The organism is Pseudoalteromonas sp. PS5 (assembly GCF_004103255.1).
In the GTDB taxonomy this organism is placed as follows: Bacteria; Pseudomonadota; Gammaproteobacteria; order Enterobacterales; family Alteromonadaceae; genus Pseudoalteromonas; species Pseudoalteromonas peptidolytica.
On sequence record NZ_RCSQ01000082.1, the window covers coordinates 15,731 to 41,762 of the forward strand.

The window sequence follows — 26,032 nt, forward strand, 5'->3', positions numbered from 1 at the left end:
CGTGGCTCAATCAGGACTTGATCTTTTCCCCCTTACTCGCATGCGCAGAATGCGTCGCGATGACTTTTCAAGACGTCTAATGAGCGAAAACACGCTGACAGTCAATGACTTGATTTATCCAGTTTTCGTATTGGATGGAGAATCAAAGCGCGAAGCTATTCCCTCTATGCCAGGTATCGAACGTTTATCAATTGACTTACTTGTTGAAGAAGCTAAACAACTCGTGGCGCTTGGTGTACCTGCCATTGCACTATTTCCTGTGACGCCAGCTGAACATAAATCTCTGCTTGCAGAGGAAGCTTATAACCCTGAAGGGATAGCGCAACGGGCAGTAAGAGCTATAAAGGCTGAATGTCCAGAGCTTGGTGTGATTACCGATGTTGCACTAGATCCGTTCACCGTCCACGGTCAAGATGGCATTTTAGATGACGATGGCTATGTAATGAACGAGGAGACCATTGAAGTACTGGTCAAACAGGCCTTATCCCATGCTGAAGCCGGCGCAGATGTGGTTGCCCCCTCCGATATGATGGATGGCCGAATTGGTGCTGTAAGAGAGGCGCTTGAGGAATGTGGTTTCATCCATACGCGTATTATGGCTTATTCAGCTAAATATGCTTCAAGTTATTACGGCCCCTTCCGCGATGCGATTGGGTCAGCTGGTAATCTTAAAGGTGCCGACAAGAAAACCTATCAAATGGATCCTGCAAATTCAGACGAAGCACTCAGGGAAGTTGCCCTTGACCTACAAGAAGGTGCGGACATGGTTATGGTCAAACCAGGCATGCCATATCTTGATGTTGTTAGACGTGTAAAAGATGAATTTGGAGTACCTACATTTGCTTACCAAGTCAGTGGCGAATATGCAATGCACAAAGCTGCAATTGATAACGGCTGGCTGGCAGAAAAACCAGTGGTGCTTGAGTCCCTTTTAGCATTCAAACGTGCAGGCGCAGATGGCATTTTAACTTACTTTGCAAAGCAAGCAGCTATTTGGCTAAACGAAAAATAATCTGCAATTAAGTAGATGAGCACGTATCCCAACTAGCTTGGATAAGTGCTCATTTTGAACTTTGGAGTTTTATCAAGCATATCGCTGCCGCCAAAGTACCTATGTCCATATAGATAAGGCAAAGATTTGGTTACTTAGCTAACCTGAACTTCGGATAATGAATGCCGTTCTGAGTAGCCAATTGTAGCACCTGATTTACTCTCTAGATGAGCAAGAATTACGCTGAAGTGGTGTTACCTAGCGTAATTTTATATGTTGAGAATAGCAACACTCTTTGTAGATTATCAGTGTAATATTGTATCTGCTTTATTCAGCTCTTCGCGGGTCATCTTCCAGCTTAAAAAGCGTTTAACAGTACCGTTATCTAGGTAAACTTCAGGGATGCTCAACACTCCAAAAGAGCGTAATTTAATAGACTTGATATGCTCAGCATGGATATAGTGTGTTTTACCAAAGCAGCTATAACTAACACCTACTTTGTCAATATGTAAAAAGCGCTTTCCCGTTAGTGAGAAGGCAAGTGTTGTTAGCACAGACAGTAATAGTAACATGGTAACAATTTGAAGCAATGACGCAGGAATACCAAACGTAGAAAAGGCTGTGTGACTTAGCCATATCAGTGATAATGAAATTACGTAAAAAAGCCAGTTAATTTCCAATTCTATGGTTCTCATTGAGTATCTCCTTTATTTACCCAACCAAACATTCCCACAGACAATGTCAATGCCATTATGGGGCTATGTTTATTCGACAAACCGTAATGATAAAGTGGCAATGTTCCTAAAGCAAGAACTTTAGAATTAATAAAATATGAATTAAAAGTGACGAGTTGTAGAGGGAATATTCCTAGTTTAACCTATTGAATTTAAAAAATAAAAAAGGCCGCAGAAGGCGGCCTTTTCTGACAGAATAAGTAATTTATTACTTAGCTGCTTTTTTCTCTTTCTCAGCTGCGATTACCGCTTCAGCAACATTTGCTGGACACGGAGCGTAGTGTGAGAATTCCATAGAGAACTGACCACGACCAGACGTGATAGTACGTAGGTGACCGATGTATCCGAACATTTCAGATAGTGGTACTTCACCCTTGATACGAACGCCCATTGCGCCAGCTTCTTGATCTTTGATCATACCGCGACGACGGTTAAGGTCACCAATTACGTCACCTACGTTGTCTTCTGGCGTGAACACGTCAACTTTCATGATTGGCTCAAGAAGTTGTGCACCCGCTTTAGGGATAGACTGACGGAAAGCGCCTTTAGCTGCGATTTCGAATGCGATTGCTGATGAGTCAACTGCGTGGAAACCACCGTCGAATAGCTCAACTTCAACGTCTAGTACAGGGAAGCCAGCTAGAACACCTTCTTCCATCATTGACGCGAAGCCTTTCTCAACTGCTGGCCAGAATTCTTTAGGTACGTTACCACCAACAACTGAAGATGAGAACGTGAAACCAGAACCAACTTCACCAGGCTTGATGCGGTAGTCGATCTTACCGAACTGACCAGAACCACCAGACTGCTTCTTGTGCGTGTAGCTGTCTTCAACTTCTTGCGTGATAGTTTCACGGTAAGCAACCTGAGGCTGACCAACAACTAGCTCAACGCCGTAAGTACGCTTAAGGATGTCTACCTTGATGTCTAGGTGAAGTTCACCCATACCTTTAAGGATAGTTTCACCTGAATCTTCGTCAGTCTCAACCTGGAATGACGGATCTTCTGCAACCATCTTACCGATAGCGATACCCATCTTCTCGTTACCACCTTTATCTTTAGGTGCAACAGCAATAGAGATTACCGGATCAGGGAAGATCATCGCTTCTAGAGTACATTCGTGCTTAGGATCACATAGCGTGTGACCAGTTTGAACGTTCTTCATACCTACAACAGCGATGATGTCACCCGCTTGTGCTTCAGTAAGTTCGTTACGCTCGTCTGCTTGCATCTCAACCATACGGCCGATACGCTCAGTTTTACCAGTTGCAGAGTTAAGGATCGTGTCACCTTTTTTCATGCGACCAGCGTAGATACGGATGAACGTAAGTGCACCGAAACGGTCGTCCATGATTTTGAACGCAAGCGCTTTAAGTGGCTCTTCTGCATCAACTGTCGCAACGTCACCAGTAGGCTCACCAGTTTCAGGATCTGTTAGAGGCTGTGGATCAACTTCAGTTGGAGACGGTAGGTAATCAACAACTGCGTCTAGTACTAGCTGCATACCTTTGTTCTTAAACGCAGAACCACAGTATGTAGGGAAGAATGCAAGATCGCGAGTACCTTTACGGATACATGCTTTGATTTGCTCTAGTGAAGGAGTTTCACCTTCCATGTATGCTTCCATTAGGTCGTCGTCTTGCTCAACAGCAGACTCAACTAGCATCTCATGGTATTCTTCAACTTTGTCTACCATGTCCGCAGGAACGTCAGTAACTTCGTAGTTTTCTGGAAGACCTGTGTCATCCCAAACGTACGCTTTCTTCTCAAGTACGTCTACTACACCTGTGAATTGGTCTTCGATACCAATTGGAAGCGTCATCACTAGTGGGTTAGCGCCAAGTACTTTTTCAACCTGACCAACTACACGATAAAAGTCTGCACCCATACGGTCTAGTTTGTTTACGAAGATTACACGTGCAACTTCTGATTCGTTCGCATAACGCCAGTTAGTTTCTGATTGCGGCTCAACACCACCAGAACCACAGAATACACCGATACCACCGTCAAGTACTTTAAGTGAACGGTATACTTCTACTGTGAAGTCAACGTGTCCAGGAGTATCGATAACGTTTAAACGGTGGCCTTTCCACTCACAAGTTACCGCTGCTGATTGGATAGTAATACCACGCTCAGCTTCCTGCTCCATGAAGTCGGTAGTAGACTCACCGTCGTGTACTTCACCAGTTTTGTGGATTTTACCAGTAAGCTTTAGAATACGCTCAGTGGTGGTAGTTTTACCCGCATCAACGTGCGCGAAAATACCAATGTTTCTGTATTTCGATAAATCTGCCATTGTTTTACTCTATTTAAAGTAGAAAAATTATTCGGCGGGAGTATATCACCTCTTGTAGCGAACATCATCCTTGAAGTCGTTTAAAATGCAATCAATTCGCGAAAAAGTTTCTAATGCGAAATTTTCGAGGATGATTTACCTGTACCTCACTTCTTAGAGCAGCATTTTTGGCGATGACATGACATATTGACACCTATATTTTACATCGCTTAGCTTGAGGATCAGAGAAAGAATAAGCTAGTTTATACCAATTAGGCTTAATCCTTGCTCAATGTGAAGGCGTAAATCTGACGCTAACCGCGTTAAGAATTTCGATTTAGAACAACTAAATAGCAAAATTTTTGCTTTGCCTACATGGCGGGGAGGTACCTTGGCGAGAATTGGAGGCGGCAGCGGGTTATCGACTAGATTTTATCGCCTCAACATAGGCTACTTAATTAAGAAAATTGGTATTATCGTTTTATCAATTATTACCTTATTAAACCAGAATACTTTGAAAGTAGCTCAACTCTCATATCCGGCTAATTTGTATCCGATAGGTTACGTGAATTTACACATAAACTTATTGGCTGTTGGAAGTGATTCCGACGCTGTTAGCACGAAACACTAAAAAGACATTGGTTATTCAAAGCCTAAGTTAACTTGCCAGTCTGAAAATATAACCACTCTCCACTTTATATCCGCACGCTAATGACAACTAATAATAGCCATAAAAGAATGCAGGAGTTGAACAGAAATACAACGATATCTAGCAGCATGTGGTTTGTTTTTGAGTCTCGTATAGGGGAGCAAAAGTAAACATCTGGAAAAAAACAACCAAATATACACAATAAAAAAACATACACCTCTAAAAGTTTATATTTGATTGATTTACATACACTTAGATCTAAATAAGAATTATTTTCAAAAAGAGTGTTGACAGCAACCTAGATCTAATTGATAATCAATATCAACAAGAAGGGAGTGACGGCTCAACTTGTTAATACACTAGTTTCTTGACCCGAAACATGGCTGGTAACCATAACTACCTAGGATGTTAGCAGGCACTTGCATTGCTCCTCGTATTTAGACGCTAACTCCACTTTTTACTTGCTACATTGCTCATATCGGTGACGGTAGATATGAAATCAAAAAGCCCTTTTCAGGGCTTTTTTTATTTTAAGGCTATTTAAATTGCGAGATGTAAGCTAATACCAATTATCTTAATTAAGTAGCCTATGTTGAGGCGATAAAATCTAGTCGATAACCCGCTGCCGCCTCCAATTCTCGCCAAGGTACCTCCCCGCCATGTAGGCAAAGCAAAAATTTTGCTATTTAGTTGTTCTAAATCGAAATTCTTAACGCGGTTAGCGTCAGATTTACGCCTTCAAATTGAGCAAGGATTAAGTCTAATTGGTATAACAACCTGTCATGACATAAAAGACCGCCTAAAACAGCGAAGACATCTGTAGTAGACCCCCAACAGTATTAAATGCACACTCTACACATCACAAAGATATTAATGAGAATTATTTTCAAAAAACTATTGACTCACCACCAAATCTAACTGATAATCAATATCAACAAGACGGAAGCGTGTTGTTTAGCCAACTTAGTTAGATGTGTTGATGATATCTATTAACCATCCACCCGATGTACTCCTAATTTGGCAATAGTACTCTAGTTTGTTTCTCGACCCTGAAACACGGATTGCCAACGTTAATGGCTTGAATGAACTTAACTCGGTCGCCCCTAAAGCTGACTAAGTCCATTCTCACAATTTACTTGCTACATTGCTCATATCGGTGACGGTAGATATGAACTTAAAAAGCCCTGCTCAGGGCTTTTTTTATGCCCTAAATCCAAGATATTATAACCCTTCACTCTAGCTAACCTAATCCGCAGATAATTAATACCTGTATAGCAGCGCTAGCTGGGTTAAGTTCACTTTTAAGCAAGGCAAAAATTTTGCTATTTAGTTGTCATAAATAAAAAACTTTTAGCACAGTTAGCGTCAGATTTACGTCTTCAAAATGAGCAAATATCAAGACTGATTAATATAAGAGGATTCCTTATCCGAACCTCAGGTTTGTCACTCACTCCCCCAAAAAATCGATAATGAGAATTATTTTCAAAAAGATATTGACGTTTGAGTAAATCTAATTGATAATCAATCTCAACAAGAGCTCATACTCTTGCTGATTCGACCCTGAATCGTGTTGTCGGTGATGCGCTACAACGCCCCTTGATGTGTGTCACTGGCAACCATTACTTGCTACATTGCTCATATCGGTGACGGTAGATATGAACTTAAAAAGCCCTGCTCAGGGCTTTTTTATTTCTCACTCACGCTTAATCCCTCGACTTCAAATTAAGCTGTAATAGCGTGTAATCGCTTTCTGTTAGCCAAACTCGTATCATGCTACTTTTCCAAAAATAACAATAATATGAACGCGAGACGCTATCGTTACAATATGTTGTTAAGTTTGCTACTGTTGGTAGGCTTCATCTTTACAAGCTGGATCAGTATTGAGCATGCAAAACAGTCTCTTTATCACGGGATTAGCGATGACGCTCTACCACTTACCAGTCACCTCGTCGATTTAGATTTACAAAAACGTTTGCAAGCACCAATCATTGTATCTCAGCAAATGGCGAACAATGTATTTATTAGACAGTGGCTGCAATCTGAGCAACGTAACTCAGATCTCATCTTCACTTACCTTGCTGACACCCGCGCACTGCACCAAGCCAGAACCAGTTTTTTAGTCGATGATAAACGCCTTACTTACTATCATGCGAATGGCTCAACAGAGCAATTAGATATTCGTGAAAAACAAAATGACTGGTACCGCGAGAGTCTTCACAGTGACTCCCCCTATTCTCTCAATGTAGACATTGACCCAAGGGATAATAGTGAAGCTATCGTCTACGTTAATCACAAAATAGAACTTGACGATGAGGTGCTGGGTATTGTCGGAGTGGGTGTGTTGTTGGCTGATTTACATCACTTAATCACGCAGTATGAAAATACTTATGAGCGTAAGTTCTACTTTATCGATCATAAAGGTAGAGTACTATTTTTTAATGATACTGTGTTGTCTGGCACCAGCATTCATGACCATTTCCCATCACAAGCAACAACATTACTTAAACAATCTGAATATCAATTTATCATTGAGTCGCAAAGCCATACAAAATTTGTCCATTCGCGTTACTTGGATTCTATTGGATGGCATTTAATTGTTGAGCAGAAAGTTGATAAATCCAACGGTATAGATGACATTCTTACTACGAATTTATGGGTCGGTAGTTTTGTTACGATATTTATACTGGTCGTTGCACACTTAACATTTAACCATTATCAAAAGCGCTTAGAAAAAATGGCTAAATACGACAAACTCACAGACACCTTTAATCGCCAAGCTTTCGAGCCGCAGCTACAACATCACCTTGCGAAATCCAGAAACCAATCAACCCCCGTTGTTATGCTGATGATGGATATTGACCATTTTAAGCAAGTTAACGACCGACATGGCCATGTTGTCGGTGATAGGGTGCTGCAATGTTTCGCAACTGTGTGTAAACGCCAAATAGAAAACAACGGCTTATTGTGTCGCTGGGGTGGTGAAGAGTTTATGGTTTTGCTGCCAAAAACGACGTTAGATGAAGGAATTGCGGTAGCTGAGAAAATTCATATCGCTCTGGAGAGAGCTGAGTGTGAGGTAAAAGTCACTGTCAGTATTGGCGTTGCACAATATCACATTGATGAATCGGAAGATGGTTTTATAAAGCGCGCTGATGCCGCGCTTTATCAAGCTAAGCAAGGTCGAAATCAAACCAAATTCGCCGCTTAGCGGCGATTTTTTCGAGCCCTCGCGCGGCGCTGACGCTTCTCTTCTTCGCGAGCAGCCTTTTTGGCTTCTGCTTGAGCTCTCAATTCAGCGACCATTTGTTCTTCTGACTCACGCATTTCTGGTGTTTCCATGGTGATCCTGCCGATAACGGCATCGCGCAACTCATTAATGAGGATCTCTGACATTTTGTGAGTATCTACCTGATTTCCACCCTTAACACAGCCTCGCTTACGACCCGCCATCTCGATAAATGTCCAATCACAATCAGGCAATTCATCCAGTTTGTAGCGCAGCTTCAATAGCTCAGGGTATGCAGTTAATAAGTACTCAGCAGTGTAACTTGCCACCTCTTCATAATTAATCGCGGTATCACGAATAGCGCCTGTCGCTGCCAGACGATAGCCTGAATTTTCATTTTCCACTTTTGGCCATAGCATCCCAGGCGTATCGTACAGCATAATACCGTCTTCAAGTTTAATTCGCTGTTGCGCTTTGGTTACTGCTGGTTCATTACCCGTTTTTGCAACAATTCGACCGGCAAGGGTATTGATAAGCGTTGACTTACCCACATTTGGAATACCCATTATCATCGCTTTTAGCTGCTTGTCTTGACCGACTTTATGGGGCGCAAGCTTTTTGCAAAGCGCATTAATGCGCTGCACTTCATTCGCCTTGTCATGACCAAACGCCAGCGCTTTTACGCCACTCTCACGCTCAAAGTACTCCATCCACTGCTTGGTTAATTCAGGGTCGGCCAGATCTGCTTTATTCATGATTTTGATAACAGGCTTATCACCACGTAACTGGCTCACCATCGGGTTTTCACTGCTATATGGAATACGGGCATCCAGCACTTCAATAATGACGTCCATCTGCGGCATGATTTCTTTGATCTCATTGCGCGCTTTATTCATATGTCCTGGGAACCACTGTATTGCCATTTTAACCACCTGTATTAATTAACTTTAAAAGCTCATATATTGAATACGTTGCGCTCAACTCACCGCCTTGATGTGCTATTTGCATCTGACAGCCGCAGCACTTCGGATCAACATAGGGTACTAAACGCTTTTAATACAGCAGCAGTACCTCATCACTAAAGCTCCTATTCTACTATAAAGTAGAAGAATTGGGGTAATGACGAGTTAATTCTGTATAACTCGTGATGTATACCAAAAGTGTTTATCAAAAAATGGTAATTACGAAGACGCGAGCGCAACTAAACTAAAGTAAAGCTCACTAGCTTTGATGGATTATTTCACTGGGTGTAATTATATACATTATATGCTCCCTAGCACTAATTGAACATATATCGCGCTATAGTGCAGGTTTTAAGCATGTTAGTTTTATATACGATAATTATGAAGCGCTTATTTATCTACCTTGGGCGGTTGTCTGGAGATTAATACTCACGATGATTATTTGCTCTTCGAACACGACTCCCATGCAAGAAACTAAAGCCTCCTACCAGCTAGACACATTGCGTTCGAGTCGGCGACCTTTTTTACCGATTGACCAAGTAAGAAAAACTCAAGCATCACAGGGATGATCGACTTACAAACGCTTTACGCTATGTTGTAATGATAAAATCACAACGTGAACTTCGACAGTAACGTTTCTTGCTCATGGGCATTTTTAGCAAGCTCTTCGCTGGCGCTGTACTGTTTGTCTGCAAAGCTACCAACTTCAACACTAATATCGTTGATATGTATTGTATTTTTATTTATTTCTTCTATCACTACGCTTTGCTCTTCAATGGCGGTGGCGATTTGAATATTACGATCCATCAATTCTTTCACGGCTTCTGAGATTTCTTCCAGCATGTGCGTGGCTTGCTCTGTTTGCGACACACATTGCTGAGTTTTATCACGACTACTACCCATTGACTGCTGCACTTGTGTTGATGACACTTGGATTTGATCTATCATCGACTTAATTTCAGTCGTTGATTCCTGAGTCTTTGATGCTAAAGAGCGTACCTCATCTGCGACTACCGCAAACCCTCGCCCTTGCTCACCTGCCCGTGCAGCCTCAATTGCTGCATTTAATGCTAACAAATTAGTCTGCTCTGCGATCCCGTTGATAACTGACAAAATATTTTCAATACTCTGGCTATACTCAGCAAGTTGAGTACTGAGTTCATAAGATGCAGTGATATCATCTGCTAGCGCATTAATTTGACCGCGGGCTTGAAAGAAGATCTCCCGCCCCTCGGAAGTTTTTTCATTAACCGAAGTAATAGAACTTGCTGCCTGTTGTGCATTACCTGCTATCTCCGTTGAAGTGGTGCTCATTTCGTTCATTGCTGTTGCTAGATTTTCAATTAGGCTCACTTGTTTATCCAGCCGACTCGATGAATGTGTCGCCAGCTCTTTTGCTGCATCGCTACTTAGTACGACATCATCAGCACGTTCTTTGACCCGGCCCACTAACCCATGTAAAAAACCTAAAAACACATTAAACTGCTGTGCTACCACACCACATTCGTCTTCATTAACTATTCTCAAGCGCTGGGTTAAATCGCCTCCCCCACTTGCCATACCAGTGATTGCGGTTTCTAAATCATGAAGTGGCTTCAGTAGATGTATTGCCAGTGTTCTAACGCATACCACACCAATAAATACTGCCAAAACAGCAATAATCAATGAGTTCAGAGTAATTTCCGTTAATGTTTTATATGCTTTTGCTTTGTCGATAAGTACCGCAAGATACCAATCTGTTCCGTAGGTATTATCTAATGGATGTAAATAAAAAAGCCGACTACCATCTTTGGTATCCACTTCTTGCAACTCACCGACGCCGGATAGACGCAAGTTTGAATACACCTGCTCCATCTTTTTACCATTAAAATCAACATCATGATGTGAAATTACTCGACCTGCACGATCAACCAAAAAGGCATACCCAGTGTCGTCAAAGTTCACCAGATTGACACTACTTGCAATCGTTTTAAGGCTTAAATCTCCACCTATTACTCCTTTGAAGCGGCCGGCAGCCATGATGGGCGATACCACAGACAGCAACAGCTCTCCCGTTGCCGCGTCAGTGTAAGGGCTGGTGTAGACTGTTTTATTTTGGTTTTTACCCAGCTGATACCAAGCGCGTTCTCTGAAGTCAACACCGGGAGGGTTTTTGCGCGCAGGATTGTTAGACCTTAATCCCTCTTCGGTTGCTAACGTCCCAAAAGCAAGTAAAAATTCGCTTTTGAATACGGGGGTGTTCAAGGCTTGCTGAAAGTGCTCTTCACTAAAATTTTGTTCTATTTGGCTCTTTATTACATTAATCTGGTTAGCTTTGCCCGCGAGCCAGTTTTCAATACTAATTGCCAACAGTTTCGTACTGTCAGTTACGTAAGCATGCGTTTTAGCTTTTACTGATTCACTGACAAACCAATAAGTAGAGAGGGTCGTTACAGATATTATTAACAAGATCACAACGGCGGAAGCCACAGAAAACTTAGTCCGGATCTTCATATTTCAACAACCTGAATAAAAAGTACTCGAATATCGAAAGTGTTGTCTATAATTCGATTATTAGCAACTGAGAGATGTAAAAACGATGAATTTTACTTTAGCAACCTCAACCGCACTAATAAGCATTGCTTGTTTGTTGACTCCGACAAAATTACAGGCTTCTGAGCAACCCGTCACTATGGCCGATATTCAAAACTTAGAGCGCCAGCTTGCTGATTTGAAAGCACGGTTTATGATACAAAAAAAAGTTACTCCGCCCGAACCTACAGTAAAGCCACCTCCGGCACAACAGTCTTCCCAAGCGACTACGACTTTGCCAAAAACCACACTCCGTACCTACGCCACAATAAGACCAACATTTGGGTTGCTTAATGAAAATGACGAGAGCAATTGGGATGTTCGCGACGCACTGTCTCACGCAGGGATTAAGGTCACCCATGAATTTATGCCTGGCTGGCAAGCTGAGCTTCATGGTGAATGGGGAATAGATCTGGCAAATGAAGGAAACTTCGGTAAATCTAGACGTGCCTATACTGCATTGGGCACGCCATTTGGACGCTTTGGGATTGGAAAACAACGACCTGCACAGTATCTATTTATCGCTGAGTATGTTGATATTTTTAATCACGCAAGCAGTCCCTTTGCCTACGACCCTGAAAGTATTTTTTTCGTCGACAACCTCGTAACCTATCGCTACCACGTTGGTTCAATGACGTTTATTGCTGCAGGGCAATTCAACGGCGACAAGGGCGATAATCAAAGCGACTTATTCAATACCGGATTAAGTTACGACCAAGCAGGGCTACATGCTGCTATTACCTATCAGCATAATGATGTATATGACAACGAACTGCATATCGGTGAAAACCGGTTGTGGTCTGGTGCACTTGCTTATCAATTCACGCCTGATTTATACGCTGCTGTGGCTTATCAAGATAAAGAGTATGAGCGCAATAGTTCTCTTGCTTCAAGGCAAGGGCATACCTTTGATGTTTCCTTAGCGTATCAACTATCAAAGCATTACAAGCTAAAAACTGGTTACTTTAATTTTGATGATGGTTACTACCAATTCGATCCGCTCAATCAAAGTTTTGACGGTTACAACATCACATTGGAGTGGCTTCCCACTGCACCACTGAGAATACACCTTGAATATTTGAATAAGTCTTATGATAATCAAGAAGATATGGATTCAATCTCTATTGGCTTTCGGTATGATTACAAACAAGAATGGCAATTTGAATAACCAAGTATTCAAGTGAGAGTGATACACTTAAGCCAAACCTCGGGGTATTCACGTTTTCAGGAGCAACATGCGTCACTCTCCCATTCCTTTAGAAAACGTCGTAACACAACAAATACAATGTGTTGTTGTGTTACACGGATTGTATATGTCAGGCTTTGTAATGAAGCCCCTTAGCGCACGTTTGGAAAGATCTGGCTATCGTATCTTAAACTTGAGTTACAACACCTTAACCCCCAATCTCGACAAGATCTGCAAGGCGATAGACGACTTTATTGGTAACCACCCAGCTGCGTTAGTTTGTCACTCGATGGGAGGCTTGGTCGCCCGTGCTTATTTAGAGCGCAATTCAGTGGCAAGTACACAGGTAAAAAAAGTGGTGACGTTGGGGACACCACACAAGGGTAGTGCCATTGCCAAGCATATGCACGACAAAGGCCTAGAGTTACTGTTAAAAAACAGTGTGGAGTTTTTGTTGTCTCGTAACCAAGATTGGCCATTTAACGCCAAGCTTTACAGTATTGCCGGAGACTTGCCCATCGGGCTAATGCCATTGCTACAAAAAGGCAGTCAATCAGACGGCACTGTGCTGCTAGAAGAAACTAAACTCAATGGTATGGCTGAACATAAAGTATTTCACCTCAGCCACACCAGCCTAATTTATTCTCGCGCAGTCATGGATTATATATGCGATTTATTGAAAAACCCCTAGTGCTCTGCGCTTGCAGCCACTTTATATGCAATAAATGCAATCAACCCAACGACTAATGGAACCGGCGCAGCGATGTAACCAAAGGTATCAGAATTCGCAATACTTGCACCTGCCAAGTGACCAACTAGACCAACTACAAAAGCCACTAAAGCGATAACGACGACGACGATTTCCATTTTGTGTTCGGATGTTGTTTTGCCTTTCATACTCATTTCCTCAAGTAGTTAGACACGCTACTTTGTGTGCCTTGATGACCTGATTATGCGCTTCTACTTCGTTGATATTTTGACCTAAATCAATTTTAAAACCGCCAAAAGACCTAGCGGCTTTACGTTTTGTTTTGGATCAAATTTTATTCAACCTTGTCGATTTTCAGGAAAAAGTTGGCAAACTTTATTCCCCAACGGTGGCGCCACTTTTTCACTATTTTCTAACGATCTGATACAGGTCATCTTGTATTAATATTTGATGTGTTTTCATGATAACGATTGATTTTTTAGATTAAATGGTTTGATTTTAATCATTGGGCAATTCATCACGGTTGCGCCATACTGACTGTAAATCAACAAGGAGCATCGCATGACAAACATTAATTCTATCGGTTTAGACAAAGACAAAAGCCAAGCTTTAGTTACTGCTTTGAATACACTACTGAGTAGCTATCAAATTCAATACATGAATGCGCGAGGCTTTCATTGGAACATCAAAGGTCGTGAGTTCTTTGAACTACACCTAAAATTCGAAGAAATCTATACATTACTTCTGGAAAAAGTAGATGAAATTGCTGAACGTATTTTAACGATTGAAGGAAATCCACTACATGCGTTCTCAGATTACTTAGAAACCAGCAAAATTAGCGAAGCCAAAGGGATCAGCGACGGTACACAAGCGCTTGAGACTCTACTTAAAGGTTACACAACACTCATCGCCATGCAGCGTGAGATCTTAGCCCAAGCAGGTGATGCTGAAGACGAAGGAACCGCAGCGCTCATGAGCGACTATATCAAAGAGCAAGAAAAGTTGGTTTGGATGCTAAAAGCGTATTTAAACTAGCCCATTTGCTTGAAAGAGCATTCATTCTTTAAATACGCCATTACCTAGCGGTATAACTGACTGCGACCAAACTCGCTTAGCCTTTGGGTAAAAGCGAGTTTGGCCGTGATACTATATGAGCAATTAAGCTTGGCTATGTGTGTCCAGCAAACTTATAAAAAATGCCATTTCTAAAGCACGTTCATGCAAGCTTTTAAATCGCCCAGAAGCTCCGCCATGCCCTGCTTCCATATCCGTTTTAAACAATAGCAAGTTATCGTCCGTTTTATATTCCCTAAGCTTGGCTACCCACTTCATCGGCTCCCAATACTGTACTTGTGAATCATGAAGGCCTGTAGTAACCAGAATATGGGGATAAGCTTTTGCCTCGATGTTGTCATAGGGTGAGTAAGCCAATATCGTCTGATAATCCGCTTGGAAGTTCGGGTTACCCCATTCGTCATATTCATTCGTGGTCAGGGGAATAGATTCATCCAACATGGTAGTTAACACATCTAAAAACGGCACATGACAGCCTAAGCCGAGATAGAGTTCTGGCGCTTGATTTGCAATTGCCCCCATCAATAAACCACCAGCGCTACCACCAGATGCAAATACCTTGTCTTTATCACCATAACCTTGCTCAACCAATGCCTTAGTTACGTCAATAAAGTCGTTGAAGGTATTTTGTTTATCCGCTTTTTTGCCTTGCTCATACCACTGGCGACCTAGCATTTCAGAGCCACGTATATGTGCAATCGCATAAACAAAACCTCTGTCTAACAAACTTAAAATCTGACTTGAAAAGTTCGGGTCTATCGTGATCCCATAAGAACCGTAGCCATATTGCAGCAAAGGGTTACTGCCATCTTGTTGAAACTTATCTTTACGATAAACCAAGGATACCGGGACTTTTACACCGTCTCTAGCAGTAATATGTAAGCGCTCAGAGTGATAATACTCAGGTTTAAAATCACCTAGCACCTGTTGTTGTTTTTTTAATGTTTTTTTACCGCTTGTTAGGTTGCAATCATACACAGAGCTAGGCGTTGTCATGCTTGAGTAATGGATACGAACGCTGGTTGCACTGGGTTCAGGGTTACTTCCAATCGTTGCGTAATAACAAGCATCATCAAAGCTAAGATGATAACTCTGCCCCTGATAGTCATGTACAACAAAGCGAATTTGCCCTTGCTCGCGCTCGGTCAGAACAAAGTGGCTATTAAATAACTCTAGTCCCTCTAATAAGACATGCTCTCGATGTGCTACCACCTCTTCCCACTGCTCAATATCAGCGATAGTTTGCTCGGTGGCACGCATTAAGCGAAAGTTTTTAGCCGCTTTATTTGTCAGGATATAATAAAACTCTCCCATCTTTTCAAGGCCATACTCATGACCCTCCACTCTTGGGAGTAGCGTTTTAAACTCTCCAATTGGGTCATTCGCGTCTAATATAAGCTGATCGCTGGTTTCTGTAGCAGCAAGATAAATGAAGATCGCACTGTCATCTCGACTTTTACCTAGCCCCATATAAAATTGGCGGTCTTGCTCTTCAAATACTAAAATATCATCGCTTTGCGGTGTGCCCAGTACGTGACGATATACTTGGAATCCCAGTAATGTTTGCTCATCTTTTTTAACGTAAAACAGTGTCTTATTATCGTTAGCCCACACTACCTGACCTTCTGTGTTATGCAGTACATCAGGAAGTAGTGTATTGGTAGTAAGATCCAAAAACTTAATTGTATAGATGCGGCGACCATCAGTGTCTTCACTATAGGCTAGCAGCTGTTCATGCGGGCTTACGGTAATATCTCCGACATCATAAAACTCGTTGCCTTGCGCTAGTTGGTTGACATCAAGCAATAAGGTTTTATCTGACAGATCTTCTTGCGACGCGCGATAGTGCTTGGCATATTCCTCATCACCATTCACTTCACTGACATACCAGTAACTGCCATCTTTTGAGGGCACTGAGCTATCATCTTTTACTATACGTCCTTTCATTTCTTCAAATAGCTGTGACTGTAATGTTTGGTGCGGTGCCATTAGTGCATCACAGTGGGCATTTTCCGCATTTAAATGCGCCAACACTTCGTCATTTTTACGCTCATCATCCCGCATCCAGTAGTAGTTATCGATACGTTCATGATCATGATTTAGCAAAGATTTTGGTAACTTTTTGGCTAGAGGTTGTGTTTTATCCATCACCTAGTGTTCATCCTAAATTTCTATCATTTTTTGCCAGTGTAATATCAATCAGCTTAATTCTCCAAGCAATTCCAAGGCAGACATAAGGCGTAAACAAAAAGGCCGAGCTATATGGCTCGGCCTTTTGAATGACTAATAATAATACTGAATTACTGGATCTCAGCTTCGTCTAGTGGTTCATCATCAGTCAGTGGTTTACGTCTGATTTTTCCTTTTAGACGAGCACCCGCAGCTTGTACATCGGCCAAGATAAGATATAAAGCAGGTACTAACACCAGTGTTATCAGCGTTGCAAATAACACCGCGAACCCTAGTGAAACAGCCATAGGGATCACAAAGCGCGCCTGCAAGCTTGTTTCAAAGATGATGGGCATCACACCAGCAAAGGTCGTGATGGATGTTAGGGTGATAGCCCTAAAGCGAGCACAGCCGGCCTCAACTACCGCATCTTTGATCCGCACACCTTCTGCACGAGCTTGGTTAATATAATCTGTCATTACCAAGGAATCGTTAATAACAACCCCTGCGGCTGCAACCAAGCCAAACATCGACATGGTACTCATATCTAAGCCAAAGATTAAATGCCCCCACAGCGCACCGACTAAACTAAATGGGATAACCGACATTACGATCAGTGGCTGTGCGTAACTTTTCAGCGGCACAGCTAAGAGGATATATACCATCAGCATACCCGCGGCGAAGAAGAGGATTTGCTCACTGGTTTGCGCTTGGCGCTCTTCAACAGAGCCACCCAATTTGGTTTTCACACCAGGGAACTGTTTGAGCAGATCAGGTAAAATGTTGTCTTCAATATTCTTCACCACAGCATCAGGCTCGATCAGCTCTTCATCAATACTGCCGTAAACATAAACAGTTCTAAACCCATCTTCACGACGAATATAGTTGATCCCTGGCTTTTCAATAAATTCGACTACGTCACCAAGCATGACTTCTTTACCTTTTGCGGTGGTAATGATTGTGCGCTTGAGTGAAGCAAGTGCCCTACGGTCAAGCTCTGGGTAACGTACCATCACTTTAATTTCTTCACCGTCACGAATCACGCGCTGCGCCTCACCACCATAGAAGCTATTGCCTACTTGAATGGCAACATCTGAAAGTTGTAAGCCTAATTCATAGGCAACTGGCTTCAATGCTATTTGCACTTCCTTGCTTGCAGGGTCAATACTTGAGCTAATATCAAATAGCCCAGGCTGTTGTTGCAGCATGGCTATAAGCTGTCTGCCAGCCGCATTAAGCGTGTCTATATCAGAGCCGAGTAGGCGATAACCAAATTCGCCTTCGCCACCGCTTTGCTCACCAACACTATCGTATACAATGATTGATTTTACTGCGGTAATTTCTGGCATCGCTTCACGCCAACGACGTGCCAACTCAAAGGCTGTAAATGGTCTAAGATCCTCTTCAACTAATGTCGCAAGCACCGAGCCCTTAGTTCGACTTTGGTTCCAAGCGTATACATCTTTGATAATGCCTTGGCCAAACTCTTGAACAATCTCTTTATCCACGTTACGTACCATCAACTCAATTGCCTGCATTGCTGCAATCGTTTGTTCATCCGATACATTATCGTTCATGGTGATTTCTATTTTCGGATAGTCTTCAGGCACTTTCGGGAACGGAATAAAGCGCACAAGGTTTGAAGTCACCAAACTTAAGCTGAACACCAACATCGCAACAAAGCTCAGCAGTACAGTCCAGCGCCACTCAACACAACGCTCAATAAAACGTTTATAAGGCCCATTTACAAAGGCAAAAAACTTTTTGTTAAACGCAGCGCGGCGGCTGTTGGCACGCATTGGCTTAATCTTAGTGTGGGCGATATGCGCAGGTAAGATCCACTTAGATTCTATTAAACTGAATATCAAACATAATATAATCACGCCTGAAATTGATTTAAAAAATGCGCTTTCAGGGCCTGAAGAAAACAGCATAGGCGCAAACACCGCAATCGTCGTCAATACGCCGAACGTTGCTGGAGTCGCTACGCGCTTAGCACCAATCACCACATTCTTTACACTGTGACCTTTGCGCTCGATCTCTGAATAGGCGGATTCTCCTATGACAATAGCATCGTCCACCACAATACCCAGTACCATAATAAAGGCAAACAAAGAGATAATATTGATACTGATCCCAAGGGCTGGCATAAACAAAAACGCCCCTAAGAAACACACAGGTAAGCCAATCATCACCCAAAGAGCCAACTTGAAGCGCAAGAAAAGTGTCAACATAATGGCAACCAGCAGGGCACCTTGCAGCATATTGCTCTTCATCATTTCTAATCGTGCGTTAAGGTAGTACGTCATATCCACAATAGGTTCAAGACGTAGACCTGAAGGTAAGGTTTGGTTTTTTTCTTCTATGTATTTATGTACCGCTTGCGCGATTGGGATCATATTTTGGTCTTTCGTCGCTTTTACCGACAAGAATACGGCATTCTCACCATTTAATCGAAAGTAGTACTCGCCTTCGGTAAGACCATCTTTGATTTCTGCAATGTCTTGCAGGTAAATCTTCGCGCCATTATCGCCGACTTTAACGGGGATATTTCTAAACTCATTACCACGGTACATTTGGTTTTCCACACGCACCGCAATAATGCCGGAGTCTGTTCTAATTTGCCCAGCCGAAATGTTAGTTGAGTAACGACGTATAGCATTGCTCACATCACTGATAGTTAAGTTAAAACGACGCAGCGCATCAGGGTCCACTTCAATGCCAATCTCGTAGTTAGGTGTTGAGCGGTCAACTAGGGAAATAGTTGGGATCTCTAATAGCTCGTCCTCAATCTCTTTCGCTATTGGCTTAAGCGCATTTAATGGCAAATTACCAGCAAGGGCAACATTCACAACATCTTGACGAAACTCCACCAACTGTACTTGAGCGGGCTCCATAGATGCAGGGAACGTCGCAATACTGTTGACTCTAGAGCGAATTTTATCTTCAACCTCGGTGAGGTCTTCATCTTTGTAGATCTCTAGCTGCGCACTACCGCTACCACGAGCAGCACGGTACACCCCTTTTTTAATTTCGGTAACGTCTTTTAATGCTTCCTCAATCTTAACTAGGATACCTTCCTCAATTTCTTGAGGAGAAGCTCCTGGATAAACAGCTGACACTGTCACATAGTTAATTTCGAAGTTGGGAAACATTTGCCTTTGAATAGTCATGTAACTGATAAAGCCCATTATCAGTATAAAAACCATCAACAAATTCGCTGCTACTGGGTTATTCGCAAAGTAAGCAATAATCCCGCGCTGCGGTGCTTTTTCTATATCACTCATGGTCGCTCCTTGCTGTTACAGCTTTTCCGGCTGACTACTACTTGGCTTTGCTGGCTGATCCGTGCCTGCTACTTTTACTTCCATGCCCTTTTGCGGGTACTCTGGTGGTGTCATAACCACTTTGTCGTGACTCGTAATGCCATCACCAATCAAGAAAAACTTACCCTCTTCGCGGATCACCTGCACCTTTCGAGGCTCAAGTTGGTTGTCTTGATTAAGCAACCAAATGGATTGATTATTCACGATTTCTTGAGGTAGACGGTAGATTTGCTTTAACGTTTTACCTGCAAAGCTAACCTGTACATAAGTGCCGTACTTCACTGCTGGCTGACCAGTTGTTAGCCCATAAGGGTCTTCAATACGCACCACTAAGTTATTCATCCGAGTCTGCTGATCAACCGTGCCCAAGTCTCTGTCTATAACAGCTTCACGGCTAAAGGCATTAGCACCTCGCTGATAAACTGTTGCTGCCAGTCCAGATACACGCTCAGGTAAAAATACGGAATCAAACCCCGCGATCGGAATAATAACTTCCGCTGTTTCAATATTATTTAAAATGCCAACCGAGCTACCCATAGAAACAAACTGACCAAGGCCCACCTGCTTACTCACCACCAAGGCATTATAAGGGGCAATAACTTCACAATTTTCAAGATCTCTTCTAGCGCGTTGTAGTGCTGCTTTGGCTGATTTAACTGACGCCTTTGCACTCATCACTTGGGGCTTGCGTAAGAATAGGTCGGTATGTTTTTTGGTTGGAAATCGTCTCGCTTCATCTGCGGCAACATCCGCTTGCGCTTGCTCTTCAATTAACTGCGCTTCTGCTCGTGCCAATTCAGCTTCCGCTTGGAGTACAGCTGCCTCATAATTATCTTGCTCAATTCGCAATAGCACTTCGCCTTTTTGCACTATACCACCCTCGACAAAGCTTGGATGCCAGTACTCTACTTCTCCCGATACTTGGATAGACAGTTGAGTGCTTTCAAGCGGTTTGACTTCCCCATAGCTTTGTATCACCACTTGATGATCTTGCGCGGCTAAGGTTTCCACTTCAACAACAGGACGAGAATCAACTTCTTGTTTCTCAGGCTCACTTTTAGCAACCGCATTGACGACATTAAAGCCGACAACACCGGCTATAAGCACGGTAAAGGGTAGAATCCATTTTAGAGTTTTAGCTTGCATGACAGTACCTATTGATAATTTCCTGACCGTATAGTAACAAGTTTAGCGCGTTCTCGGATGTGACATTTGTAAGAATCTGTTACACCTTGCCCACACCTCCTATCAATGCGCCTGAAACCTGGAGTATTGTTTATTTATTTCAAACAATTAACGCCAAGCTCCAAGTTACCTACAGCGCCAACATTTCGTATCACTATTGCAGATTTCACAACAAAAAGTTTCTGTTCTAGTTAAAAACTACTGGGGTTCTTTGGGGTTTGCTTGTTGAGAAACATGATAAAGTTCAAGTATAAAAATAATACAACTGGTAAATACGCACGCAACTATCATATAGATCCATAACTGCGCAGTTAAAATACCAAACGCGCGACCTATAGCTAAAGACAGTATGTATGCGCAGATCATCACTGGTATTATCAAATATGCGCGCACTTTACATTGCTCGACTAAAATATCCCTGACTTTGGCTCCGACTAAACATTTAATCGAAAAAACAGGCGCACTAAGAATAGCTAAATACCCAATTAAGCCATACATACCCGCAACGACTTGAAACAGCATTACCACAGCTATCGCTAACCCTGCCCAAAAACTCAACATAGCGGATTTGTTCAGTTGCTGCATGCGCGCCTTTATGTCTACGAGTCTCAAGATAGACTGGCTTGGGTTATGTGCCTTATAAAGCTCAGTTATCGTGTTTAATTCCAGCGAAGCATTCGCTTTTGCGCGCACGATAATATTACCGTTGATAAAGTTAAATGGCAGGTAGGCAAGTGGTTGCACTTGTAAACTATGACTGAAGGTATTCTCAACGATGCCGACTAGTTTTATCGGACGCTGATGCCTGTCGTATAGCGTCGTGCCAACATCATTGCTATTGAGCTCCAACATCTGTGCTAGCTTTTGGTTGATGATCACCTTTTGTCCAGTATCTGTTGTACTCAAGTCATCTTGATTAAACCCACCACCGGCAATAAAACGTTGACCCGTAGTGACAAAATAGTTTTCACCAATAAGCTGTAAATAAGCCGTTATCATATTAGTACCATCGTCACCGCGACTTAATGGCTCTAAAAATACAAATTCATGAGGAATGACTGCTGCTAGCGCTGCACTGTCTATATCTGGGTGATTATTTAATGCTGCTAAATTGATCTTTGCTTGGTTATATCTCGCTTGTATAGCGTCATCGCTCCGAGCATAGTCACTTTGCTGTAGCTCAACAAAATAAAGTGATTCAGCGTTAAAACCACTATGGGTAAGTAATTGACCACCAAAATAACTCAGCAGCCAAAATGCTAGCCCCATCGTAATGGCGCCAATGCCCATTTGTGTACCAAGTAAACTCTGGCCAACCCAGTTTGGTAATTGCTTGGTTTGTCCTTTGCCCGAGCCACTGAGTTGACTACGAATATCTCGAAATGAAACTTGAGATAATGCTAATGACACAAACACCCATGCACATAGCTGACTAAAAGCGATAACACTCAGAATGCTCCACCATGGTACAGATAACCATGTAACATGAGCCAAGCTCGCTTGTGTCCAAACGCGAAATAGTCCAAGTCCCCCTTGCGCTATCACCGCTGCAATCGCTGATGACAGTAAAAATATGAACGCGATATAACACCATTGTGCTCGCTTTAAGTCAGCGCGCTTGGCACCCATTGTGATCGCTAGCGCCAGTTGTGTTTGCTTTGATTTAAAATCTAAAAGGTATAGCGAAAAAGTATTCACTAAAGTAATCAACAATAACGCGACACTAGCAAACGTCAGCCAGTGCATTGTCGTTTTTAACTGGCCTTTGAGTTTATTCACCAATGGCTGTAAAGCAAATACAAGTTCAACTCCTCCTGGTAATCCTTGCTGAATTTGCGCCTGCTTAAATGCGCTTTGTAGGTTTGCCTGTTGCACAGCAAGGTGTAGCTCAACGTCCTTACTCTTTGGCACTCGACCAACAAGAAACACATCACTTCTTACTGCTAAATGATCCAGATCAGAGATACCTTCCCCTATGGCCAAAGCAAAAGGCAGAAAAACATCACTACCTTGATTAGACTGAAATAACTGAGGCTCTTGGTCATCACACGCGGCAACGCCTACAATAGTGAAATATCGCTCATCTAGTTGTAGTGTTTGACCAATCAACGCATCACCGGATAAATGCTGCTGGGCAAAGCATTCGCTAACCACAGCTTCATTCAACGTTTCGCCTAATGTATCTGATTGAGAAAACCACCGCCCTCGTTTAAGCGACATGTCAAATAAGGAGAAAAACTCTTGATGCACATAAGTGGTCGATACCTTGGGCTCAACGAGCGCGCCTCGAAGTAGTCCTTGGCTGTAAAATACCGCAGAGGCCTGTTCAAAAACCTTTTTATCCTGTGCTAATTGCCATGCAACGGGCGTAGACATCGCTTGCGCCATGACCACTTTTTGATCGTCACCTACCATGTCTGAACGCAACCACATCAGCTTGTCACTTTGCGGGTAGGGCAAAGGCTGATATGCGTGCCAAGATAGCGCAACGCTCATCATTAACGCAGCAAAAGATAAACTCAATAAGATGACCAAAACCACGTTAAGTTTGGCTCGACTGAGTTGTGCATGCCAATATTTCATTACACCTCCTTGGTCGCGGTAGACTGATCTATGAGCACACTCAAAGGCATGCGCAGCAAACGTTGCAACGAGGTAAGTAAGCACACACTAGATGTAATAACGATGCCAATCGAAGCGAGTATGAAGTCGACAACAGAAAAGGGCTGTTGAAAATACCAAGACAACAAAAAAACCCCAGCTAACGCGATACAAATTGCAACGCCAAGATGTTGTACATGGGTATACAGCACTTCTATTCGTAAATCTTGAAATTTAGCCCCTATTACCATCTTTGTAGCGTAATAAGTAGACCTGAGCGACTGCCCATAGCGATAGACACCAGCTAAACCGACCACAACCAAAAGCAATACCAACGAAAATAGAAACAGTGCACCATAGGTTACTAATGTGTCAGTTAATAAATATTGCTCTCGCTGCTTAGCCAAAGACTTAAAGCTAAATATTTTTAAAGCTGGGTGTACTTGCGCTAGCAATGCTGAAAAGTGTGCTTTGTTCACCGGGATAGTAGTCTGTAATAGTATATTATTTTGGCCAAGTACCGCGTTGTAGACATGTGGTTGCAGTGGCTTTCCGGGTTCGACTAAATCGGCGACGATGCCAATAATTTCAAAAGCGGCGCTGTCATCTGTAATATTGAAACTGAGAAACTTTCCAAGTGCCTGCTCTTGTCCACCAAGTTGCTCTGCAAAGGTTTTATTAATGATGAGTTGTTGCTCACCGCTGCGCACCTCTTCACTATCAAAAAACCGCCCTTCTAATAATTCTAACGAGAAAAATTCGAAGTATTGGCTATCAATAACTCGCCCAACAGGGTGCACGCGTTCAAGCGTAGTCACTTCTTGGAGTGACCAAGTTCCTGAACCTAACTCTATAGGTGAGCGACTACGACTGACAGCTGTAACTTCAGGTGAATTGGCTAATACCTCACTGGCTTGGTGCATTACCTGTTGGTATTCAGATGCGGACATACTGTCTGGCGCATACAATACCATTTCATACTTATTTTCTAAGTCCACCGCGTAGGACTGCTGTAAGTGACTCAATGCGGACAGCCCCACTTGCAAACAAAAGAAAATCAACATGACAGAAAGGCTGAGCTGGCTGATGGCCATTAATGTTTGTACGCGCTTGCTGACTACCACAGCGCTTCCTTTACCACTTTGCTTTAGTACTTTCGCCAACCGCTGATAACGTATCGCAGACATACCACCACCTAGCAGCAAACCACTTGTTAGTAACGCAACCATGCACAGCGCCGCAACGCTTTGCCATGTTAGTGTTATCAGTTGTGCTTGTGGTAACAGACCAAGTAATTGTTGCTGTAGCAACTCACACAGAAAATAGCCCACAATTATGGCTATCACCACAGAGCCAAAACACAGCTTTAATAATGGCAGCCATTGTGACCATGCAATGTCTTTTACCTTGGCCCCAACAACAGCTTGAATAGCTAATTTTCGCTGGATCTGGCTGAGTCTAGCCAAATACAAATTACAAATATTCAGCAGTGCAATGGCGAGTAGACCGAGCGATGCGGCAAATATACCAACCAACAAAATAGGAGATTTACCAAGCATTATGGTTTTCAATGGAACCGCCCTGACTCCGATACTCCACCCCGCAAAGTATTCACTTTCACTCACCTTGCTTTGCCATAACGTATTCATTTCATTAGAAAGAGAAAGTGAAACCTCTTGGTGTGTTGTCGTGGGTGCCAACTTTCCCACCATCAAATTTAATGGGTAACGATTCCACCAATAAGGCTTAGCCTCTTCTGAGGTTAAATTGTATTGCCAAGGTAACCATACTGCTGTTCGGTGGGACAACATTTTTAAGTTAGGTTCTGTAAAATCCTGTGCCACCACACCTACAATGGTAAATTGTTGTTCATCAAGCTTGACGGTTGTATTGAGAATATTAGGGTCGCCGTTAAAGTGTGTCTGCCATGCTTCAAAACTCAACACCGCAACTGGATTGCTTTGGGTTGCAGGCTCCGTTATCGCGCGTCCTAATGCCAATGGCATATCAAAAATGTTAAACCACTCTGGTGATACATAAGCAGTTTCTACACGTGGCATGTGTGCATGCGAAGTTAATAACTGCTCACCGTAGTGTACCAATGCAAGTTGCTCAATTGACTCTGGTTTATGCTCGTATAAGTGCATCAAAGAGGGGTAGTTAAAAGCTTCGCTGCTTTCATCACCTTTTTCATCAAACATCGGATATTCCAGCTTAACGATGCGTTCAGAGTCTGGGTATGGCAACGCAGACAAGTACAAACTATGTAACATCGCCATTGCCACTAACATAACCATAAACACACAGCTCAACGTGGTTATCACCCCAACATGATATACCCCTAACTGAGATAAATTTTTTAGTTTCATATCAC

15 protein-coding genes are annotated in these 26,032 nt (G+C 42.6%); 5 read left to right on the forward strand and 10 right to left on the reverse strand.

The genetic code is table 11. The features are described from left to right. The first annotated feature begins 1 nt into the window (after window position 1). Window positions 2–1,012 (forward strand): porphobilinogen synthase, encoded by a 1,011-nt coding sequence (hemB, locus tag D9603_RS11535; protein WP_125250716.1) that lies wholly within the window; start codon window positions 2–4, stop codon window positions 1,010–1,012. Between the two features lie 284 nt (window positions 1,013–1,296). On the opposite strand, the gene D9603_RS11540 is transcribed toward hemB, so the two are convergent. Together D9603_RS11540 and fusA are read right to left on the reverse strand one after the other, a co-directional pair. Beyond that, on the reverse strand, window positions 1,297–1,686 hold the full coding sequence (locus D9603_RS11540; protein WP_128731418.1) for a hypothetical protein: 390 nt from the start codon (window positions 1,684–1,686) through the stop codon (window positions 1,297–1,299). A 247-nt stretch (window positions 1,687–1,933) separates the two neighbouring features. After that, complete coding sequence (fusA, locus tag D9603_RS11545; RefSeq protein WP_128731419.1) at window positions 1,934–4,021, reverse strand: elongation factor G; 2,088 nt, start codon at window positions 4,019–4,021, stop codon at window positions 1,934–1,936. A gap of 2,426 nt (window positions 4,022–6,447) precedes the next feature. Between fusA and D9603_RS11550 the strand changes: the two genes are divergently transcribed. Further along, a complete protein-coding gene (locus tag D9603_RS11550) occupies window positions 6,448–7,857 on the forward strand; it encodes a sensor domain-containing diguanylate cyclase (RefSeq protein WP_128731420.1) in 1,410 nt (469 codons plus the stop codon). Here D9603_RS11550 and ylqF read toward each other — a convergent pair. Both ylqF and D9603_RS11560 read right to left on the reverse strand, forming a co-directional pair. Beyond that, on the reverse strand, window positions 7,854–8,798 hold the full coding sequence (ylqF, locus tag D9603_RS11555) for a ribosome biogenesis GTPase YlqF (RefSeq protein ID WP_128731421.1): 945 nt from the start codon (window positions 8,796–8,798) through the stop codon (window positions 7,854–7,856). The genes D9603_RS11550 and ylqF overlap by 4 nt on opposite strands. Window positions 8,799–9,446: 648 nt before the next feature. Next, the gene (locus tag D9603_RS11560; protein WP_128731422.1) at window positions 9,447–11,330 is read right to left on the reverse strand and encodes a methyl-accepting chemotaxis protein; all 1,884 of its coding nucleotides are present in this window, start codon (window positions 11,328–11,330) and stop codon (window positions 9,447–9,449) included. Window positions 11,331–11,415: 85 nt separating this feature from the next. Between D9603_RS11560 and D9603_RS11565 the strand changes: the two genes are divergently transcribed. Both D9603_RS11565 and D9603_RS11570 read left to right on the forward strand, forming a co-directional pair. Next, window positions 11,416–12,576 (forward strand): porin, encoded by a 1,161-nt coding sequence (locus D9603_RS11565; protein WP_128731423.1) that lies wholly within the window; start codon window positions 11,416–11,418, stop codon window positions 12,574–12,576. A gap of 67 nt (window positions 12,577–12,643) precedes the next feature. Further along, entirely contained in the window at window positions 12,644–13,285 is a 642-nt protein-coding gene (locus D9603_RS11570; RefSeq protein ID WP_128731424.1) for an alpha/beta fold hydrolase, read from the forward strand. Here D9603_RS11570 and D9603_RS11575 read toward each other — a convergent pair. Continuing rightward, window positions 13,282–13,491 (reverse strand): hypothetical protein, encoded by a 210-nt coding sequence (locus D9603_RS11575; protein ID WP_125250724.1) that lies wholly within the window; start codon window positions 13,489–13,491, stop codon window positions 13,282–13,284. The genes D9603_RS11570 and D9603_RS11575 overlap by 4 nt on opposite strands. 373 nt (window positions 13,492–13,864) lie before the next feature. On the opposite strand from D9603_RS11575, the gene D9603_RS11580 reads away from it, so the two are divergent. Further along, entirely contained in the window at window positions 13,865–14,338 is a 474-nt protein-coding gene (locus tag D9603_RS11580; protein ID WP_125250725.1) for a Dps family protein, read from the forward strand. 123 nt (window positions 14,339–14,461) lie between these two features. Here the strand turns inward: D9603_RS11580 and D9603_RS11585 are convergent, their stop codons facing one another. The 5 genes from D9603_RS11585 to D9603_RS11605 form a co-directional block, all read right to left on the reverse strand. After that, window positions 14,462–16,525: a S9 family peptidase gene (locus tag D9603_RS11585; RefSeq protein WP_128731425.1), complete on the reverse strand. Its 2,064-nt coding sequence runs from the start codon at window positions 16,523–16,525 to the stop codon at window positions 14,462–14,464. A 152-nt stretch (window positions 16,526–16,677) separates the two neighbouring features. Continuing rightward, complete coding sequence (locus tag D9603_RS11590; RefSeq protein WP_128731426.1) at window positions 16,678–19,833, reverse strand: efflux RND transporter permease subunit; 3,156 nt, start codon at window positions 19,831–19,833, stop codon at window positions 16,678–16,680. 15 nt (window positions 19,834–19,848) lie between these two features. Beyond that, window positions 19,849–21,018 carry an efflux RND transporter periplasmic adaptor subunit gene (locus D9603_RS11595; protein ID WP_128731427.1) on the reverse strand — a complete coding sequence of 390 codons (1,170 nt, stop codon included), beginning with the start codon at window positions 21,016–21,018 and terminating at the stop codon, window positions 19,849–19,851. Window positions 21,019–21,255: 237 nt separating this feature from the next. Next, on the reverse strand, window positions 21,256–23,640 hold the full coding sequence (locus D9603_RS11600) for an ABC transporter permease (RefSeq protein ID WP_128731428.1): 2,385 nt from the start codon (window positions 23,638–23,640) through the stop codon (window positions 21,256–21,258). Next, the gene (locus tag D9603_RS11605; RefSeq protein ID WP_128731429.1) at window positions 23,640–26,027 is read right to left on the reverse strand and encodes an ABC transporter permease; all 2,388 of its coding nucleotides are present in this window, start codon (window positions 26,025–26,027) and stop codon (window positions 23,640–23,642) included. The genes D9603_RS11600 and D9603_RS11605 overlap by 1 nt, the downstream gene beginning before the upstream one ends. Between the last annotated feature and the right edge of the window lie 5 nt (window positions 26,028–26,032).

What these genes read in the sequence shown, in the direction of transcription:
- D9603_RS11540 (WP_128731418.1), bottom strand. Translation starts at nt 1,686, where the DNA reads ATGAGAACCATAGAATTGGAAATTAACTGGCTTTTTTACGTAATTTCA.
- fusA (WP_128731419.1), bottom strand. Translation starts at nt 4,021, where the DNA reads ATGGCAGATTTATCGAAATACAGAAACATTGGTATTTTCGCGCACGTT.
- D9603_RS11550 (WP_128731420.1), top strand. Translation starts at nt 6,448, where the DNA reads ATGAACGCGAGACGCTATCGTTACAATATGTTGTTAAGTTTGCTACTG.
- ylqF (WP_128731421.1), bottom strand. Translation starts at nt 8,798, where the DNA reads ATGGCAATACAGTGGTTCCCAGGACATATGAATAAAGCGCGCAATGAG.
- D9603_RS11560 (WP_128731422.1), bottom strand. Translation starts at nt 11,330, where the DNA reads ATGAAGATCCGGACTAAGTTTTCTGTGGCTTCCGCCGTTGTGATCTTG.
- D9603_RS11565 (WP_128731423.1), top strand. Translation starts at nt 11,416, where the DNA reads ATGAATTTTACTTTAGCAACCTCAACCGCACTAATAAGCATTGCTTGT.
- D9603_RS11570 (WP_128731424.1), top strand. Translation starts at nt 12,644, where the DNA reads ATGCGTCACTCTCCCATTCCTTTAGAAAACGTCGTAACACAACAAATA.
- D9603_RS11575 (WP_125250724.1), bottom strand. Translation starts at nt 13,491, where the DNA reads ATGAAAGGCAAAACAACATCCGAACACAAAATGGAAATCGTCGTCGTC.
- D9603_RS11580 (WP_125250725.1), top strand. Translation starts at nt 13,865, where the DNA reads ATGACAAACATTAATTCTATCGGTTTAGACAAAGACAAAAGCCAAGCT.
- D9603_RS11585 (WP_128731425.1), bottom strand. Translation starts at nt 16,525, where the DNA reads ATGGATAAAACACAACCTCTAGCCAAAAAGTTACCAAAATCTTTGCTA.
- D9603_RS11590 (WP_128731426.1), bottom strand. Translation starts at nt 19,833, where the DNA reads ATGAGTGATATAGAAAAAGCACCGCAGCGCGGGATTATTGCTTACTTT.
- D9603_RS11595 (WP_128731427.1), bottom strand. Translation starts at nt 21,018, where the DNA reads ATGCAAGCTAAAACTCTAAAATGGATTCTACCCTTTACCGTGCTTATA.
- D9603_RS11600 (WP_128731428.1), bottom strand. Translation starts at nt 23,640, where the DNA reads ATGAAATATTGGCATGCACAACTCAGTCGAGCCAAACTTAACGTGGTT.
- D9603_RS11605 (WP_128731429.1), bottom strand. Translation starts at nt 26,027, where the DNA reads ATGAAACTAAAAAATTTATCTCAGTTAGGGGTATATCATGTTGGGGTG.